Annotated in this window: 13 protein-coding genes; 2 read left to right on the top strand and 11 right to left on the bottom strand. The window is 75.5% G+C overall.

What is annotated here, in order from left to right:
- Positions 1-7 precede the first annotated feature (7 nt).
- Positions 8-991 carry a lipoyl synthase gene (gene lipA, locus IPO09_08280; protein ID MBK9517334.1) on the bottom strand — a complete coding sequence of 328 codons (984 nt, stop codon included), beginning with the start codon at positions 989-991 and terminating at the stop codon, positions 8-10.
- Between the two features lie 118 nt (positions 992-1,109).
- Here lipA and IPO09_08285 point away from each other — a divergent pair, with 118 nt between their 5' ends.
- Both IPO09_08285 and moaA read left to right on the top strand, forming a co-directional pair.
- Complete coding sequence (locus tag IPO09_08285; GenBank protein ID MBK9517335.1) at positions 1,110-2,195, top strand: response regulator; 1,086 nt, start codon at positions 1,110-1,112, stop codon at positions 2,193-2,195.
- Between the two features lie 33 nt (positions 2,196-2,228).
- On the top strand, positions 2,229-3,239 hold the full coding sequence (gene moaA, locus IPO09_08290; protein ID MBK9517336.1) for a GTP 3',8-cyclase MoaA: 1,011 nt from the start codon (positions 2,229-2,231) through the stop codon (positions 3,237-3,239).
- 143 nt (positions 3,240-3,382) lie between these two features.
- Here moaA and IPO09_08295 read toward each other — a convergent pair whose 3' ends face one another.
- The 10 genes from IPO09_08295 to xdhA all read right to left on the bottom strand — a co-directional run bounded on the left by IPO09_08295 (position 3,383) and on the right by xdhA (position 17,021).
- Positions 3,383-3,802, bottom strand: a complete 420-nt coding sequence (locus IPO09_08295) for a cobalamin B12-binding domain-containing protein (protein ID MBK9517337.1) — start codon at positions 3,800-3,802, stop codon at positions 3,383-3,385.
- Positions 3,799-4,620: a class I SAM-dependent methyltransferase gene (locus IPO09_08300; GenBank protein MBK9517338.1), complete on the bottom strand. Its 822-nt coding sequence runs from the start codon at positions 4,618-4,620 to the stop codon at positions 3,799-3,801. The genes IPO09_08295 and IPO09_08300 overlap by 4 nt, the downstream gene beginning before the upstream one ends.
- A 37-nt stretch (positions 4,621-4,657) precedes the next feature.
- Positions 4,658-6,343, bottom strand: coding sequence for a methylmalonyl-CoA mutase family protein (locus IPO09_08305; protein ID MBK9517339.1), 1,686 nt, complete (start codon positions 6,341-6,343; stop codon positions 4,658-4,660).
- A gap of 83 nt (positions 6,344-6,426) precedes the next feature.
- Entirely contained in the window at positions 6,427-7,293 is an 867-nt protein-coding gene (locus tag IPO09_08310; GenBank protein MBK9517340.1) for an ABC transporter permease, read from the bottom strand.
- 80 nt (positions 7,294-7,373) lie between these two features.
- Positions 7,374-8,495 carry an ABC transporter permease gene (locus IPO09_08315; protein ID MBK9517341.1) on the bottom strand — a complete coding sequence of 374 codons (1,122 nt, stop codon included), beginning with the start codon at positions 8,493-8,495 and terminating at the stop codon, positions 7,374-7,376.
- Positions 8,492-10,012, bottom strand: coding sequence for an ABC transporter ATP-binding protein (locus IPO09_08320; protein ID MBK9517342.1), 1,521 nt, complete (start codon positions 10,010-10,012; stop codon positions 8,492-8,494). Before IPO09_08320 ends, IPO09_08315 begins: the two co-directional genes overlap by 4 nt.
- Positions 10,013-10,034: 22 nt before the next feature.
- Positions 10,035-11,030 (bottom strand): BMP family protein, encoded by a 996-nt coding sequence (locus tag IPO09_08325; GenBank protein ID MBK9517343.1) that lies wholly within the window; start codon positions 11,028-11,030, stop codon positions 10,035-10,037.
- A 1,250-nt stretch (positions 11,031-12,280) separates the two neighbouring features.
- Positions 12,281-13,180, bottom strand: coding sequence for a xanthine dehydrogenase accessory protein XdhC (gene xdhC / locus IPO09_08330; protein MBK9517344.1), 900 nt, complete (start codon positions 13,178-13,180; stop codon positions 12,281-12,283).
- The gene (gene xdhB, locus IPO09_08335) at positions 13,177-15,483 is read right to left on the bottom strand and encodes a xanthine dehydrogenase molybdopterin binding subunit (protein MBK9517345.1); all 2,307 of its coding nucleotides are present in this window, start codon (positions 15,481-15,483) and stop codon (positions 13,177-13,179) included. Before xdhB ends, xdhC begins: the two co-directional genes overlap by 4 nt.
- Positions 15,484-15,557: 74 nt before the next feature.
- Positions 15,558-17,021, bottom strand: coding sequence for a xanthine dehydrogenase small subunit (xdhA, locus tag IPO09_08340; GenBank protein MBK9517346.1), 1,464 nt, complete (start codon positions 17,019-17,021; stop codon positions 15,558-15,560).
- Positions 17,022-17,055 lie beyond the last annotated feature (34 nt).

Genomic DNA, 17,055 nt, shown 5'->3' on the forward strand with positions numbered 1-17,055 from the left:
GGCCCGGTCACGGCGCGGCCCGGCTGGCCAGCTCGCCGCGCAGGAAGAGCTCGGCCGCACGGTAGGAGGAGCGGACCAGCGGGCCGCTCGCCACGTAGCGGAACCCCAGCTCGAGGCCGCGCCGGCGCAGGGCCTCGAACCGCTCTGGGGTGATCCACTCGGCCACCGGCAGGTGCCAGGCGCTGGGGCGCAGGTACTGCCCGAAGGTGAGGATCTCCACGCCGTGGGCCCTGAGGTCCCGCATGGCCTGCTCCACCTCGTCCGGGGTCTCGCCCAGCCCCACCATGAGCGACGACTTGGTGACCACCCGGGGGAACTCGCGCTTCATGCGCGCCAGCACCTCGAGGGTCTGGTCGTAGCCGGCCCGGGCGTCGCGCACCACCGGGGTGAGGCGCCGCACCGTCTCCAGGTTGTTGGCGAAGACGTCCGGCCCGGCCCGGCCCACCGCGGCCACCGCGGCCGGGTCGCCGCGGAAGTCCGGGGTGAGCACCTCCACCAGCAGGCCGTCGATGGCCTTGAGGAGGCGGATGGCCTCGGCGAAGTGGCCCGCCCCGCCGTCCGGCAGGTCGTCGCGGTCCACGCTGGTGACCACCAGGTAGTCGAGCCCCAGCGCCCCCACCGCCTCGGCCAGGTGGCGCGGCTCGTCGGGATCGAGGGGCGGCGGGGCGGCGGACGTCTTGACCTGGCAGAAGCGGCAGCCGCGGGTGCAGGTGTCGCCCATCAGCATCACGGTGGCGGTGCCGCCGCTCCAGCACTCCCCCACGTTGGGGCAGTGCGCCTCGGCGCACACGGTGTGGAGCCCGAGCCGCCGCAGCGTGTCCCGCACCCGCTGGTAGCGCTCCCCTCCCGCCAGCGGCACCCGCAGCCAGCCCGGCTTCCGGGCGCCGATCGCCACGCCGCCGCCCCGGAGCGCGGCCGCCAGCTCCCGGTGGGAGGGGGGGACGGGCTCCACGCCCAGCACGGGGAGGCGCGGCGGCGCGGGGTCGGACATGAGATCGCCCGGGCACTTATCCGCGCCCGACTCGCCGGTCAAGGCGCGGATGGCGCGTGGTACAGTCCCCGGCGCTGCGGCGCCCCGGCCGGGGCGCGCCAGGAGGGCCAATCGAGGCATGCCAGACATCGGCGCCGATCCCAGACACGAAGCCACCCGCATCCTGGTGGTCGACGACGACGACGCGGTGCGCGACGTCATCGGGGTCCTCCTCAAGGAAGAGGGCTACCACCCCACCCTGGTGGACGGCGCCGAGGCCGGCCTGGCGGCGGCCCGCAAGGAGGACTTCCCGCTGGTCATCAGCGACATGAAGATGCCGGGCAAGGGCGGGGACTGGCTGCTGGAGCAGCTGCGCGAGTCGCGCCCCGACACCGCGGTCATCATGCTGACCGCCTACGGCGACACCGAGGCGGCCGTCGAGTGCCTGCGCAAGGGCGCCACCGACTACCTGCTCAAGCCGCCCAAGGTGACCGACCTCATCCGCTCCATCGAGCGGGCGCTGGCCAAGCGCCGGCTCGAGCTGGCGCGCCAGCGCTACCGGCGCAGCCTGGAGAAGCGGGTGCGCGACCGCACCGCCGAGCTGCAGCAGGCGCTGCGCGACCTGGAGGACACCTACGGCACCACCCTGTGGGCCCTGGTGGCGGCGCTCGACGCCCGCGAGCACGAGGTCTCCAACCACTCGCAGCGGGTGGTCCGCTACACCCTGGCCATCGCCCGGCGCATGGGCCTCGCGGAGGCCGAGCTGCCGGACATCGGGCGCGGCGCGCTGCTGCACGACATCGGCAAGATCGGCATCCCCGACGGCATCCTGCTCAAGCCCGCCAAGCTGACCGACGAGGAGTGGCAGGAGATGCGGCGCCACCCCCAGATCGGCTTCGAGATCCTCAAGGCCATCCCGTTCCTGGGGCTGCCGGCCGACATCGTGCTGTCGCACCAGGAGCGCTTCGACGGCAAGGGCTACCCGCGCGGCCTGGCCGGCGAGGCCATCCCGCTGGGGGCCCGCATCTTCGCCATCGCCGACACCTTCGACGCCATGACCAGCGACCGGCCCTACCGCAAGAAGACCACCGTCGACGCGGCCCGCGCCGAGGTGGCGCGCTGCGCCGCCACCCAGTTCGACCCCCGCTGCGCCGAGGCCTTCCTGGCCATCCCGGTGGCGGAGCTGGAGGACCTGGCCAGGCCCACCAGCGTGCAGCCCATCTAGCGCGCCGGCGTGACTCCTCGGCCCCGAGGCGTTATGACCCGCGGCGTGCCGACCACCCCGCCCCCGCTCGCCGGGCACCCGCTGGCCGACGCGCAGGGGCGCGCCATCACCTACCTGCGCCTGTCGCTGACCGACCGCTGCAACTTCCGCTGCAGCTACTGCGCGCCCATGGGCCTGGAGCACCACGAGGACCCGCTCAGCCTGGCCGAGGTGGGGCGCCTGGTCTCGATCTTCGCCCGGCTGGGGGTGCGCCGGGTGCGCCTCACCGGCGGCGAGCCGACCCTGCGGCGCGACCTGCTGGAGATCGTGGCGGCGGTGGGCGCCACCCCGGGCATCGAGGAGGTGGCCCTCACCACCAACGGGCAAGCGCTGGCCGAGCTGGCGGCGCCGCTCAGGGCCGCCGGGGTGACCCGGGTCAACGTCTCCCTCGACACCCTCGACCCCGACAAGCTGCTGCGCCTCTCCGGCCGGACCGCCTCGCTGGAGCGGATCACCCGCGGCATCGCCGCGGCGCGCGCCGCCGGCTTCGCCTCGGTGAAGCTCAACACCGTGGTGGTGCGTGGCCTCAACGAGGACGAGGTGGGGGCGCTGGCGCGCTACGCCTGGCGCGCCGGGGCCACGGCCCGCTTCATCGAGCTCATGCCCTTCGGTGACGGTGACCCGGTGCCGCTGGCCGAGGTGAAGGCGCGCCTCGAGGCCCAGGGGGTCCGGCTCACGCCCGACGCCACCCGCGGCTGGGGCCCGGCCCACCACCTGCGCGGCGACGCCGTGGAGGACGGCCGCCCGGTGACCGGGCTGGTGGGCTTCATCGGCGCCTTGACCGAGAACTTCTGCGACGGCTGCAACCGGGTGCGGGTGGCGGCCGACGGCTCGCTGCGCGCCTGCCTGGGCGGGCGCGACCAGGTGGCCCTGAAGCCGCTGCTGCGCCAGGAGCCGGACGACCAGGCCATCGCGGCGCGCATCGTGGCGGCGCTGGCGGAGAAGCGCGAGCGCCACCAGATGGGCGACGGGGCGCTGCTGCCGATGATCGGCACCGGCGGCTAGGCGGCGGGCCCAGTGCCCGGAGGCGAAGGAGGCCGCCAGCGAGGCGGGCGCGCGACGGAGCGAGCAGCGGAGGCGTCCTGCTGTCGTACGCCGAGCAGCGGAGCGACGAGCCCGCCCGCCGCAGCCAGGCATCGTTCGCCGACCTAGGCGGCGGCGGCGCGCGGCGGCACGTTGCCGCGGATCCACTCGATGATGGTCTGGGTGGACGAGCCCGGCAGGAACACCGCCGCCACGCCCTTCTGCTCCAGCAGCGGCACGTCGTCCTGCGGGATGATGCCGCCGCCGAAGACCTTGACGTCGCCGGCCTGCTGGGCCCGCAGGAGCTCGATGACCGCCGGGAAGATGGTCATGTGGGCGCCGGAGAGGATGGAGAGGCCCACCGCGTCCACGTCCTCCTGGATGGCCGCCGCCACGATCATCTCGGGCGTCTGGTGGAGGCCGGTGTAGATGACCTCCATGCCGGCGTCGCGGAGCGCCCGGGCGATGATCTTGGCGCCGCGGTCGTGGCCGTCGAGGCCGGGCTTGGCGACCAGGATGCGGAGCTTTCGGCTGGCGGTGCTCATGGCGTCTCCAGGAGGGCGATGAGGTCCGGCGCGTCCGGGCCCAGGGTGCCGCCCGGGGGCGGCGCGGTGCTCGTCAGCGAGGTGAGGCGGAGCCCGGCGCGCGTCGCCAGGGGCCCCCACTCGTCCGGACTGTAGTACCTCAACTCGGCCGCACCTTCCAGCACGCGGCCGTCGGGGCGGCGCAGCCGCCGGGCGCACCGGTCCACCCCGGTGGCCGGATCGTAGTCGCACACCTCGTCCACCAGCCCCCCGTCGGGCAGCGTGCGGCGGGCCTCGTCGTGCGGCGCGGCGGCCAGGGCCAGCGGGTTGGCGTGCTGCACCAGCAGCCGGCCGCCTGGCCGGAGGAGCCGGCCCACCTCGGCCAGCCGGGCCAGGTTGGCCGCGTCGTCGTACATGAAGAGCGAGGCGTACCAGCTGACCACCGCGTCGAAGCTGCCCGGCCGGAGCGGCAGGGCGCGCAGGTCGGCGCGGACGAAGCCGGGCGGCCCCCCAGGCCCCGGGCCCTCGGCCCACCGACCGGGGTGAGCCGCCGTCGTGCCGGCGCCGAGGCCCACGGCCGGCGCCCTCCCCCCTGCCCTGGCGCCCCGCAGCGCGGCCGCGCTCCGCTCCAGGCCGACCACCAGGCCGGCCCGCCCGGCCAGCGGCCAGGCGTGCCGCCCGTGGCCGCAGCCCAGGTCGAGGACCCGGTCGCCCGGCCCCAGCCGGAGCAGCCCGGCCATCACCTCCGCCTCCAGCGCCGAGAGGCGCGGCGTGAGCAGGTCCGGCGCGGTCGCCAGGTAGAGCTCACCGTAGTAGCCGTCGCTCCAGTGCCCGGGCATGCCGAGCCACGGTCATACGCCCGGCGCGCCGGCGGCGCTAGAACCGCCCGTCCTCCCGGTAGGTGCCGTGCACCTTTCGCAGCACGTCGGAGAGCTCGCCCAGCGTGGCGTAGGTCTTCACCGCCGCCAGGATGGGCGGCATGACGTTGCGCCCCTCGCGGGCGGCGCGCTCCACGCCGGTGAGCGCCGCCGCCACCGCCGGGGCGCTGCGGCCCGCCTTGACCGCCTGGAGCCGCTCGATCTGGGCGTGCTGCACCGACTCGTCCACCTTGAGGGTGGCGATGGGCGGATCGGCCGCCACCCGGAAGGCGTTGACCCCCACCACCGTCCGGTCGCCCCGCTCCACCTCCAGCTGCCAGCGGAAGGCGCTCTCGGCGATCTCGCGCTGCGGGAAGCCGTTCTCCACCGCCTTGAGCATGCCGCCCATGGCGTCGATCTTCCCGATCAGCTCCAGGGCCCGCCGCTCCATCTCGTCGGTGAGCCACTCCACGTAGTGGCTGCCGGCCAGGGGGTCCACCACCCGGTCGGCGCCGCTCTCGAAGGCGATGATCTGCTGGGTGCGCAGCGCGATGGTCACCGCCGCCTCGGTGGGCAGCGCGTAGGTCTCGTCCATCGAGTTGGTGTGCAGGGACTGGGTGCCGCCCAGCACCGCCGCGAAGGCCTGCAGCGCCACCCGCACCACGTTGTTGATGGGCTGCTGCGCCGTCAGCGAGACGCCGGCCGTCTGGGCGTGGGTGCGCAGCAGCAGCGACTCCAGCTTCCTGGCCTGGAAGCGGTCGCGCAGCAGGCGGGCCCACATGCGGCGGGCGGCGCGGAACTTGGCCACCTCCTCGAAGAAGTCGTTGTGCACGTCCCAGAAGAAGCTGAGCCGCTGCGCGAAGGCGTCCACGTCCATGCCGCGCCCGACGCAGTCCTGCACGTACTGCAGGCCGTCGGCCAGGGTGAAGGCCAGCTCCTGCACCGCCGTCGCCCCGGCCTCCCGGATGTGGTACCCGCTCACCGACACCGGGTTCCAGCGCGGCATCTCGGCGGCGCAGAACTCGATGACGTCGCAGTTGATGCGGACCGCCGGGGCCGGCGGGATCATCCACTCCTTCTGCGCGATGTACTCCTTGAGCATGTCGTTCTGCAGGGTGCCGCCCAGGCGGGCCCGCGGCGTGCCGGCGGCCTCGGCCACCGCCACGTACATGGCCAGCGCGATGGGCGCGGTGGCGTTGATGGTCATCGAGGTGGTGACGTCGCCGAGCGGGATGCCGTCGAAGAGCAGCTCGAAGTCGCGCAGCGAGGAGACGGCCACGCCCTCCTTGCCCACCTCGCCGCGGCTCATGGCGTGGTCGGCGTCGTAGCCCATGAGCGCCGGCATGTCGAAGGCGGTGGAGAGCCCGTTGACGCCGTGCGCCAGCAGGTACTTGAAGCGCCGGTTGGTGTCCTCGGGCGAGCCGAAGCCGGCGAACTGGCGCATGGTCCAGAGCCGGCCGCGGTACATGGTGGGCTGGGTGCCGCGGGTGAAGGGGAAGCGGCCCGGCAGCCCCACGTCGGCGGCCTCGTCGGGGGCGCCGCGGGTGGCGGCGTCCACCACGTCCGGGATGGGGATGCCCGAGTCGGTGGTGAAGTCCCGGCGCCGCCTCGGCAGCCGCTGCAGCGCCTGCGCCAGCTCCTCGGCGGTCCAGCGCTCCCGGTCCGCCAGCACCTTCGAGAGCTCCTCGCGCGACCAGGTCGTCATGCCGGATCCCTAGCCGGAAGCGGCGGCGCGCGAAAGCCCGCCCCGGGGGGCACCGGGCGGGGCCGGGGCCCGGCCAGGGCGGCCTAGACCCGCCGCTCGCGGTCGTAGGGCTTGCCCAGCGCGGCCGGCCCGAGCATGCGGGAGCGGCGCGCCAGGGCCAGGACCACGATCACCAGCACGTAGGGCAGCATGACCGCGAACTCGTAGGGGAACTGGATGCCGGCCACCTGGATGGCGAGCTGGAGCGCCTGCGCCAGGCTGAAGAGCAGCGCCCCGCCCAGGATGCCCCAGGGCGTCCAGCGGCCGAAGTAGACCAGCGCCACGGCGATGAAGCCCCGCCCCGCCACCAGGTCGTCGGCGAACATCTTGGCCTGGCAGAGCGAGAGGTAGGCGCCGCCCAGGCCGGCCATGGCGCCGCCCAGCATGAGCGCCTGGTAGCGCACCCGCACCACGCTGATGCCCATGGTGTCGGCGGCGCGCGGGTGGGTGCCCACCGCCCGCACCCTGAGGCCCCAGGGGGTGCGGTAGAGCAGCCACCAGGAGGCCGGCACCATGAGGAAGGCCAGGTAGGCCAGCGGCGTGAGGCTGAAGAGGATCTCGCCCACCCAGGGCAGGCGCGACAGCCCGGGCACCGGCCAGGCGGCGATGCCCTCCACCCCGGTCACCCCGCCGATGAAGCGCCGGAAGATGGTGCCCGCCAGGCCCCAGCCCAGCATCTGCAGGCCGATGCCGGCGATGCCCTGCGGCGCGCCGAAGGAGACCGTGACCAGCCCGAAGAGGAGGCCCATCAGCACCCCCGCCCCCACCGCCAGCGCCAGCCCCGCCAGGTTGGCCCAGGCGCCGTACCCGGCGCCGGCCAGCAGGTGCGGCGCCAGGAAGCCGAGGAAGGCCCCCATGGCCATGATGCCCTCGCAGCCCAGGTTGAAGACCCCGGCGCGCTGGTTGAACATCTCGCCCAGGGCCGCCAGCAGCAGCGCCACCGAGAACGGGACGCCCAGCGCCAGCACGTCGTGGACGAACTGGGCCGCGCTCACGGCTCACCCGCCGCGTCGGCCGGCGGCGGCGCGCCGCGCAGCCCGAGCCGCCTGAGCAGCCGGGCCGCCCGCTCCATGGCGTAGGGGTTGTCGAGGAACTGCTTGGCCGAGACGATGGCCAGGATGATGACCCCCTGCAGGACCAGGATCATGTTGGCCGGCACGCCGGCCGAGCGCTGCGTCATGTCGGCCCCCACCAGCAGGAGCCCGAAGAAGACCGCCGCCGGCACGATGCCGGCCGGGTGCAGGCCGCCGAAGAGCGCCACCACGATGCCGGAGAAGCCGTAGCCGGAGGTGATGGCCTCGATGGCCCGGTGGTGCACGCCGGCCACCTCGACCGCGCCGGCCAGGCCCGCGAAGCCGCCGGCGAAGAGCATGGCCGACACCAGGGAGCGCTCCACCTGGATGCCGGCGTAGCGGGCGGCCTTGCGGCCCGCCCCGGCGGCGCGCATCCGGTAGCCGAAGGTGGTGCGCCACAGCAGCACCCAGACCAGCCCCGCCAGCGCCAGCGCCAGCAGCAGCCCGGCGTGGACCCGGGTGCCGGGCACCAGCCGGTCCAGCCAGGCGGCCTTGACCAGCCGCATCGACTGCGGCGTGCCCGAGCCGGTCATCAGCTCCTCGGGGTCGATCATCGGCCCGCGCAGGAAGAAGGTGTAGAGCTGCGCCGCCACGTAGTTGAGCATCACCGTGCTCAGGATCTCGTTGACGTCCAGCCGGGCCCGCAGCACCCCGGCGATGCCGCCCCAGGCGGCCCCGCCCAGGGCGCCGGCCAGCAGCGAGAGCGGCAGCAGCGCGGCCTTGGGCCAGTGCGGCAGCGCCAGCGCCACCGCCGTGGAGCAGAGGATGCCGACCAGCATCTGCCCCTCGGCGCCGATGTTGAGGATGCCGCTCCGGAAGGAGATGGCGATGCCCAGGCCGACCAGGATCAGCGGGACGGCCCGGACCAGCACCTCCGAGGCGCCGAAGAGGTCCTGCAGCGGCCCGGTCAGGATGACGGTGAAGGAGGCCAGCGGGCTGGCGCCGATGGAGAGCAGCACCGCCGCCGCCAGGCCGACCGCGGCCGCGCCGGCCAGGGCCGTCACGCCGCCCGCGTAGAGCAGCCGGAACCGGCGCGTCACGCCGCCACCCCGGCCATGAGCAGGCCGAGCCGCTCGCGGGTGGCCTCGGCGGCCGGCACCACCCCCAGGATCCGCCCCTCGCAGATCACCGCGATCCGGTCCGACAGGTTCATGATCTCCTCGAGCTCCTCGGAGATCAGCAGGATCCCCACCCCGGCCCCCCGCAGCGCCAGGAGCTGGGTGTGGATGAACTCCTCGGCGCCCATGTCCACGCCGCGGGTGGGGTAGACCGCCACCAGCGCCCTGGGGCCGCGGGCCAGCTCGCGCGCCAGGATGACCTTCTGGATGTTGCCGCCGGAGAGCGAGCCGGCCGCCACCGCGGTGGAGGCGCAGCGCACGTCGAAGCGCGCGGTCAGGGCGGCGGCGTTGCGGTCGATCTCCGAGAGCCGCAGCAGCCCGGCGCGGCTGAAGGGCGGCGACGCCACGTCCTTCAGGACCAGGTTCTCCTTCACCGAGAAGGCCGGCACGATCCCCTCGTGGTGCCGGTCCTCCGGGATGTAGCTGAGGCCGCCGTCGATGATGGCCCGCGGCGACCGGCCGGTCACGTCCTGGCCGGCCAGCTCGATGGTGCCCCGCTCCACCGGGCGCAGCCCCGCCAGGACGTCGGCCAGCTCGCGCTGCCCGTTGCCGGAGACCCCGGCCAGCCCCACGATCTCGCCGGCCCGCACCTCCAGGTCCAGGCCGTCCAGCGCCAGGTGGCCGCGATCGCCGCGCACCGAGAGCCCCCGCGCCGCCAGCACCACCGGGCCGGCCGTCCCCCCGCCCTGGTTGCGCGGCAGCACCACCTCGCGGCCGGTCATGAGCGCGGCCAGCTCGGAGGTGGAGTGGTCGTCGGTGTCGCCGTGGAAGGCCACCTGGCCGTGGCGCAGGATGGTGACCCGGTGCGACAGCGCCTTCACCTCGTGCAGCTTGTGGCTGATGAAGATGATGGGCAGCTCGGCCACCATGCGGGCCAGGCGCTCCAGCAGGTCGTCGGTCTCCTGCGGCGTCAGCGCCGAGGTGGGCTCGTCGAGGATGAGCAGGCGCGCCCCCAGGCAGAGGGCCTTGACCAGCTCGACCCGCTGCTGCTCGCCCACCGAGAGCTGCCAGACCGGCGCGTCGGCCTCCACCGGGAGCTGGTGGTGCTCCGAGACCTGGCGGACCCGGCGGCGGGCCTCGTCGAGGTCGAGCCGGAAGCCGCCCTGCAGCACCTCCAGCCCCAGCGCCACGTTCTCGGCCACCGTCATGGTGGGCACCAGCATGAAGTTCTGGTGCACCATGCCCACGCCCAGCGCGCAGGCGTCGGCCGGGGTCCGGAAGTGGACCGGCCGGCCGTCGATGAGGATGCGCCCCTCGTCGGGCTGGTAGAGCCCGGCCAGGATGTTCATCAGGGTCGACTTGCCCGCGCCGTTCTCGCCCACCAGGGCGAGCGCCTGCCCGCGCCGGACCTCGAGCGAGATCCGGTCGCAGGCCAGGATGCCGGGGAAGCGCTTGGTGATCCCCTCGAGCCGGAGCTCGTCGATGGGCGGGAGCGGCACGGGCGGCGGCGCGGGCCGGGGCCTAGAACTTCACGCTCTTCCAGTCGAGGGGGAGCTTGCCGGCCTTCAGGCTGGCCTGCGCGGCCTCGACCTTGGCGCGGATCTCCTTGGTCAGCACCGGGCCCACCTGGTCGTTGAACCGGTAGACGAAGCCGCCGTTGGCGAAGGTGAGCGGCAGGTTCTCGCCGCCCAGCACCCCGGCCTCGCGCCGGGCCAGCAGCGCCTCGATGATGGCCGAGTAGTCGTAGCTGGCGGCGGCCACCACCTTGAAGCCCTCCGGGGTGGCCAGCTGGGCGACGTCCTGGCCGACCCACCAGATCGGCTGGTCCTTGTAGGTGGCCACGGCGCGCAGGGCGCCCAGGGCCTGCTGGGACGAGCCGGTCAGCACGTCGGCGCCGGCCTTCACCTGCGTGTGGGCCAGCTCCCCGGCCTTGACGAAGTCGCCGAAGCTGCCGGTGTGGGCCACCTTGACCTCGGCCTTGGCGTTGACGGCCTTCACGCCCAGCACGAAGCCGCGGTCGTAGCGGGCGGCGTCGCCGCCGTCCACCGGGCCCACCAGGCCCACCACGTTCGACCTGGTGGTCAGGCCCGCGATGAGGCCGTTGAGGTAGCCGGTCTCCTCGCTCTGGGGCATGTAGGTGAAGACGTTCCTGGGGCCGACGTCGGCGCTGGTGCCGAAGACGAAGGAGGTCTTGGGGAACTCCTCGGCCATCTCCAGCACCAGGTTCTTGTACTGGGCGCCGTGGCAGATGACGATGTCGAAGCCCTTGGAGGCGTACTGGCGCGCCGCCGACCCGGCGTCCACCGGCTTCATCTTCTCGCTGAAGCTGTACTCCACCAGCGCCGCGCCGTAGCGCTTCTGCACCGTGCCGATGGCGTCGTGCATGGCCTGGCACCAGCCCTTGTCGTCCACGGTGGACTCGACGATGAGGGCGACCTTGACCTTGGCCTTGGGCGCCGCGGCGCCGGCCTGGAAGGTGACGAGCAGGGCGGCGAGGGCGAGGAGCAGCTTCCGCATGTCGGATTCTCCTGGGAGGGGGAGGCGGTGGAAGGCCGGACTCTACGCCACCGCCCGGGGCGGAGACCACGTGCAGGTTGGGGGTCGGGCCAGGAATTCGCGGCCCGTGGAGCGGGCACCTGCACGGATCCGAGGCCGGACGAGGCGCCGGGGCAGTCCGGCGCCTTGCGCGTCGGCCCGGCGCCTGCCACAAGCCCGGGGGTGACCAGCGAGACCGGCGAGGCGGCGGGAGGCGGCGGCATCGCGCCGGGGCTGGTGGCCCTCCTGGCGCTGGTGGCCGGGGTCAGCGTGGCCAACCTGTACTACGTGCAGCCGCTCCTGCCGACGCTGGCGGCGCGCTTCGGCGCCGACCCGTCGGGCATCGGACGGGTGGCGGTGCTCACCCAGGCCGGCTACGCGGCGGGCCTGCTGCTCTTCATCCCGCTGGGCGATGCCGTGGAGCGCAAGCGGCTCATCCTCTGGCTGTGCGCCGCCACCACCGCGGCGCTCCTGGGCGTGGCGGCGGCGCCCTCCCTGGCCTGGCTGGGCGCGGCCAGCCTGCTGGTCGGCCTCTTCACGGTGGTGCCACACGTGGCGCTGCCCCTGGCGGCCCACCTGGCGGCGCCGGCCGAGCGCGGGCGGGTCATCGGGGCGGTCCTGGGGGGGCTGCTGGCGGGCATCCTCTCGGCGCGCGCGCTGGGCGGCCTGGTGGCCCAGGCCCTCGGGTGGCGGGCCGTCTACCTGGTGGCGGCGGCCGCCATGGCGGCGCTCGGGGTGGCGCTCCAGGTGCTGCTGCCGCGCCAGCCCCCGGAGGCCAGCCTGCCCTACCGGGCGCTGCTGCGCTCCCTGGGGACGCTGCTGCGGCGGCACCGCGAGCTGCGGCGGGCCTCGCTGCTGGGCGCCGCGGGCATGGGCGCCTTCAGCGTGCTCTGGACCGCCCTGGCCTTCCACCTGGCGGCGCCGCCCTTCGGGCTGGGCAGCGGCGTGGCCGGGCTCTTCGGGCTGGCGGGCGCCGCCGGGGTGGTGGCGGCCCCGCTGGTGGGCCGGGTGGCGGACCGGCGCGGGGCGCGCTTCACCAGCGGCCTGGCCCTCACCACCCTGCTGCTGGCCTGGGCCGTCCTCGCCCTGCTGGGGTGGAGGCTCTGGGGGCTGCTGGCGGGCGTGCTCCTCCTCGACGTCGGCGTGCAGGCCAACCAGGTGAGCAACCTGGCGCGGGTCCACGCCCTGGAGCCGGCCGCCCGCAGCCGCCTCAACACGGTCTACATGGTGGCCTACTTCGTCGGCGGGGCGGCCGGCACCTGGTCCGCGGCCCGCGCCTGGGCCGCCTGGGGCTGGCCCGGGGTCTGCGCCGCCGGCGCCGCCTTCGCGGCGGCCGGGCTGGTGGCCTGGGCCACCGACGCCCCCTCCAGCTGAAGCAGCTGCGCCGCCACCGCGATGGCGATCTCGGCGGGGCGCTTGCCGCCCACCCCGGGCAGGCCGATGGGGCAGGTGAGCCGGGCCAGCGCCGCGGGCGGGACGCCGCGGTGCTCCAGGCGGGCCAGGAAGCGCGCCCGCTTGGTGCGGGAGCCGATCAGCCCCACCAGCCGCAGGTCCGGGCGGCCGAGCGCCGCCGCCACGATGCGCAGGTCGAGCGCGTGGCTGTGGGTCATGACGAGGACGTCGGCGCCGGCGGGCAGCCGTGCCACCTCCTCCTCCGGCGCGTCGGAGACCACCACCCGGACCCCGGGCGGCGTGGCCGACGGGAAGGCCTCGGCCCGCTCGTCGATCCAGTCCACCCGGCAGGCCAGGTCGCCGAGCAGCCGCACCAGGGCCCTGCCCACGTGACCGGCGCCGAAGAGCGCCACCCGCCAGGCCGGCGGGGCCACCAGCTCGAAGAGGAGCGTCACCGCGCCGCCGCAGCACTGGCCCAGGCTGGGGCCGAGCGGGTACTCGCGCAGCAGCGGCGCGGCCCCGGCCACCCCGGGCCGGGCCGCCAGCAGGTCGCGGGCCAGCTCCACCGCCGTCAGCTCCAGGTGGCCGCCGCCCACGCTGCCGTGCTGGCCCTCGCCCGTGACCACCAGCTTGGCGCCGGCCTCCCGCGGCGAGGAGCCCTCGGCGCGCACCACCGTCACCAGCACCGCGGGGGTGCCCGCCGCCACCAGGCGCGCCAGGGCGTCGAGCCAGCCGCTCACCCGGCCTCCCCGCGGCCCGGGGCCGCCTGCCTGCCCCGGAGCTCCTCGATGGCCATGAGCACCCGCTCCGGCGTGGCCGGCGCGTCGAGGCGCGGCCGCAGCCCCGGCGGGCCGACCGCCGCCACGGCGTCGCGCAGGGCGAAGAAGACCGCGGCGGCCAGCGGCAGCGGCGGCTCGCCGACGGCCTTGGAGCGGCGCACCGTCGGCTCGCGGTTGGGCCGGCCCCGCAGCGTCACCCGGAAGTCCTCCGGCACGTCGCTGCAGGCCGGGATCTTGTACGTGGAGGGGGCGTGGGTCAGCAGCCGCCCGCGCTCGTCCCAGACCAGCTCCTCCGAGGTGAGCCAGCCCATCCCCTGCACGAAGCCGCCCTCCACCTGCCCCCGGTCGAGGGCCGGGTTGAGCGAGCCGCCGCAGTCGTGCAGCAGGTCGACCCGCAGCAGCCGGTGCTCGCCGGTCAGGGTGTCCACCTCCACCTCGGCGACCGCCGCCCCCTGCGAGAAGTAGAGGAAGGGACGGCCGCGGTGGCGCCTCCGGTCGTAGCGGAGCCTGGGGGTGCGGTAGAAGCCGGCGGCCGAGAGCCCGACCCGGGCGGCGTGGGCCGCCCTGGCCACCTCGGCGAAGCTGGCGCTGCGCCGCCCCTGGCGGACCCGCCCGCCCTCGAAGACCACGTCGGCCGCGCGTCCCCCCAGCAGGGTGGCGGCCACCGCCGCCAGGCGGCCGCGCAGGGTCCGGGCCGCCACCAGGGCCGCCGCGCCGTTCAGGTCGCTGCCCGAGGAGGCGGCGGTGGGCGAGGTGTTGGGCACCTTCTCGGTGGCGGTCGGCATGAGCCGCACCAGCTCGGGCGGCAGCCCCAGCTCGTCGGCCACCACCTGGGCCACCTTGGTGAAGAGCCCCTGCCCCATCTCCACGCCGCCGTGGTTCAGGTGGACGCTGCCGTCGGTGTAGACGTGCAGCAGCGCGCCGGCCTGGTTCATGGAGAAGGCGGTGAAGGCGATGCCGAACTTCACCGGGGTGAGCGCCAGACCGCGCTTCAGCCACGGGCTCACGGCGTTGAAGCGGGCGACGGCCTCGCGCCGGGCCGCGTAGCCGGAGGAGGCGCACAGCTCGTCCAGCAGCGCCGGCAGCACGTTGTCGGTGAACCGCATGCCGTAGGGCGTGACGTCGCGGCCGCGGCCCCCGTAGAGGTTGGCGCGGCGGACCTCCAGCGGGTCCCGGCCCAGGGCGCGGGCCACCTCGTCGATCACCTGCTCGATGGCCAGGATGCCCTGCGGGCCGCCGAACCCGCGGAAGGCGGTGTTGGAGGCGGTGTTGGTGCGGCAGCGGTGGGAGGTCACCGTGACGTGCGGCAGGTAGTAGGCGTTGTCGGCGTGCAGCATGGCCCGGTCGTTGACGGCGCCCGAGAGGTCCGCCGACATGCCGCAGCGGGAGGCCAGGGTCAGGTCCAGCGCCAGCAGGCGCCCCCGGTCGTCGAAGCCCACCTCGTACTCGGCGACGAAGTCGTGGCGCTTGCCGGTCAGCGCCATGTCGTCGTCGCGGTCGAGCCTGAGCTTGACCGGGCGGCCGGTGCGCGCCGCCAGCAGCGCCGCCACGCAGGCCGGCAGCGCGGCCTGGGTCTCCTTCCCGCCGAAGCCACCGCCCAGCCGCCGCACCTCGACCGAGACGGCGGCGTCCGCCCGGCCGAGCGCCCTGGCGACCAGGTGCTGCACCTCGCTGGGGTGCTGGGTGGAGGCGTGCACCAGCATGGTCCCGCCCTCCCCCGGCACCGCCATGGCCACCTGCCCCTCCAGGTAGAAGTGCTCCTGCCCGCCCATGGCGAAGCGCCCGGCCAGCCGCCGCGGCGCGCGGGCCAGCGCCGCCGCCGAGGCGCCCCGGCGCAGCACCTCGGTGGGCAGCACGAAGGAGCCGGCCGCCAGGGCCTCCTCCACGGTGAGGATGGGGGGCAGGTCCTGGTACTCGACGACCGCCGCGCCGGCGGCCGCGCGGGCCTGGTCGCCGGTCTCGGCCGCCACCGCGAACAGCGACTGGCCCCAGTACTCGACCAGCCCATCGGCGAAGATCGGGTCCCCCGGCAGCACCGGCCCGACGTCGTTGCCGTGCGCCAGGTCGGCGGCCGTGAGCACCGCCGCCACGCCGGGGGCGGCGCGCACCGGGCCCACGTCCAGGCGGTCGACGCGGGCGTGGGCGCGCGCCGAGAGGGCCACGAAGGCGTGGAGCAGGCCGCGCGGCTCGGGCAGGTCGTCCACGTACCGGGCGGCGCCCCGCACGTGGTGCTCGGCGCTGTCGTGGGGCCGGGAGGCGGCCACCGCGGGGACGAACTCCGGGCCGGGGAGGGGCCGGCGCGGCCGCGCGGCGGCCCGCCGGGCCGGGCGGGGCGGGCTCACCGCCCCTCCGCGCCGGCGCGCAGCCGGGTGGCGGGGGCCTCCCCGCCGGTCTCCAGCTGGAACTTGCGCAGCAGGTTCCCCGCCACCAGGCGGCGGTAGGTGGCGCTGCCGCGGAGGTCGGAGAGCGGCGCGAGCGCCTGGTCCAGCAGCGGCACCACCTGCTCGACGGCGGCCAGGGTCCAGGGGAGGCCGAGCAGGGCCCGCTCCACCGCGTCCACCCGCACCGGCGTGGCGGCCATGCCGCCGAAGGCCACCCGCACCTGCGCCACCCGCCCCCGCTCCAGCACCAGCGCGAAGGCGCCGCACACCGTGGAGATGTCCTGGTCGAACCGCTTGGCGACCTTGTAGGCGCGGAACGAGAGGCCCGGTGCCCGCCGCGGCACCCGGATCCGCTCCAGCAGCTCGCCGGGCCTGAGCGCCGTCCGGCGGTAGCCTGCGAAGAAGGCGGCCAGGGGCAGCTCGCGGGTGTCCTGGCCGCGCCGCAGCACCACCGAGGCGTCCAGCGCCAGCAGCGCCGGGGCGGTGTCGCCGATGGGCGAGGCGTTGGCCAGGTTGCCGCCCAGGGTGCCGGCGTTGCGGATCTGCTGCGAGCCGATGCGGCGCAGCAGCCGGCCCAGGTCCGGGTGCTCCGCCTCGAGCGGCCCGAGCGCGTCGGTGTAGCTGGCGGCGGCGCCCACCTCCACGTGGGTGGCGCCCAGCGACACCGCGGTCAGCTCGGGCACCCCGCCCAGCGCGATGACGGTGTCGAGCGCGCGCCGCTGCTTGGTGACCCACAGCCCCACGTCGGTGGCGCCCGCCACCAGGTGGGCCGCCGGGTGGGCCTCGGCCAGGCGGGCCGCCTCGGCCAGCGAGCGCGGGGCGAACCAGCGCCGGCCCCCGTGGCGGAGCGCCAGCCCCTCGGTCCGCGCCAGCCCCTCGAGCTGGGCCCGCAGCGCCGCCTGCTGCGCCGCCAGCCGCGGGACCTGGCCGCCGGCGCAGGCCAGCCGGGCCGCCTCCACGATGGGCCGGTAGCCGGTGCAGCGGCACAGGTTGCCGGCCAGCACCTCGTCGAGCCGCTGGCGCGACGGCGCCACCTCCGACTCGTAGAGGGCCGTCAGGGACATCACGAAGCCCGGCGTGCAGAAGCCGCACTGCGAGGCGTGGCACCGCACCAGGGCGTCCTGCACCGGGTGGAGCGGCTGGCCCTCGCGGCACAGGCTCTCCACCGTGAGGAGCGCCGCCCCGTCGAGCGCCGGCAGGAAGAGCAGGCAGGCGTTGAGGGCGCGGTAGCGGAGCTCGCCCCCCCGCAGCTCCACCAGCACCACGGTGCAGGCGCCGCAGTCTCCCTCGGCGCAGCCCTCCTTGGTGCCGCTGCGGCCCTCCACCTCGCGCAGCCAGCGCAGCACCGTCAGCGTCGGGTCGACGCCGTCGAGCTCCCGCACCTGGCCGTCGAGGATGAACCGGATGCCGCTGCCGTCCACGCCGCTCCTCCGCGCGCCGCGCCGGGCGCCCCGC

This window comes from Anaeromyxobacter sp. (assembly GCA_016718565.1).
In the GTDB taxonomy this organism is placed as follows: domain Bacteria; phylum Myxococcota; class Myxococcia; order Myxococcales; family Anaeromyxobacteraceae; genus JADKCZ01.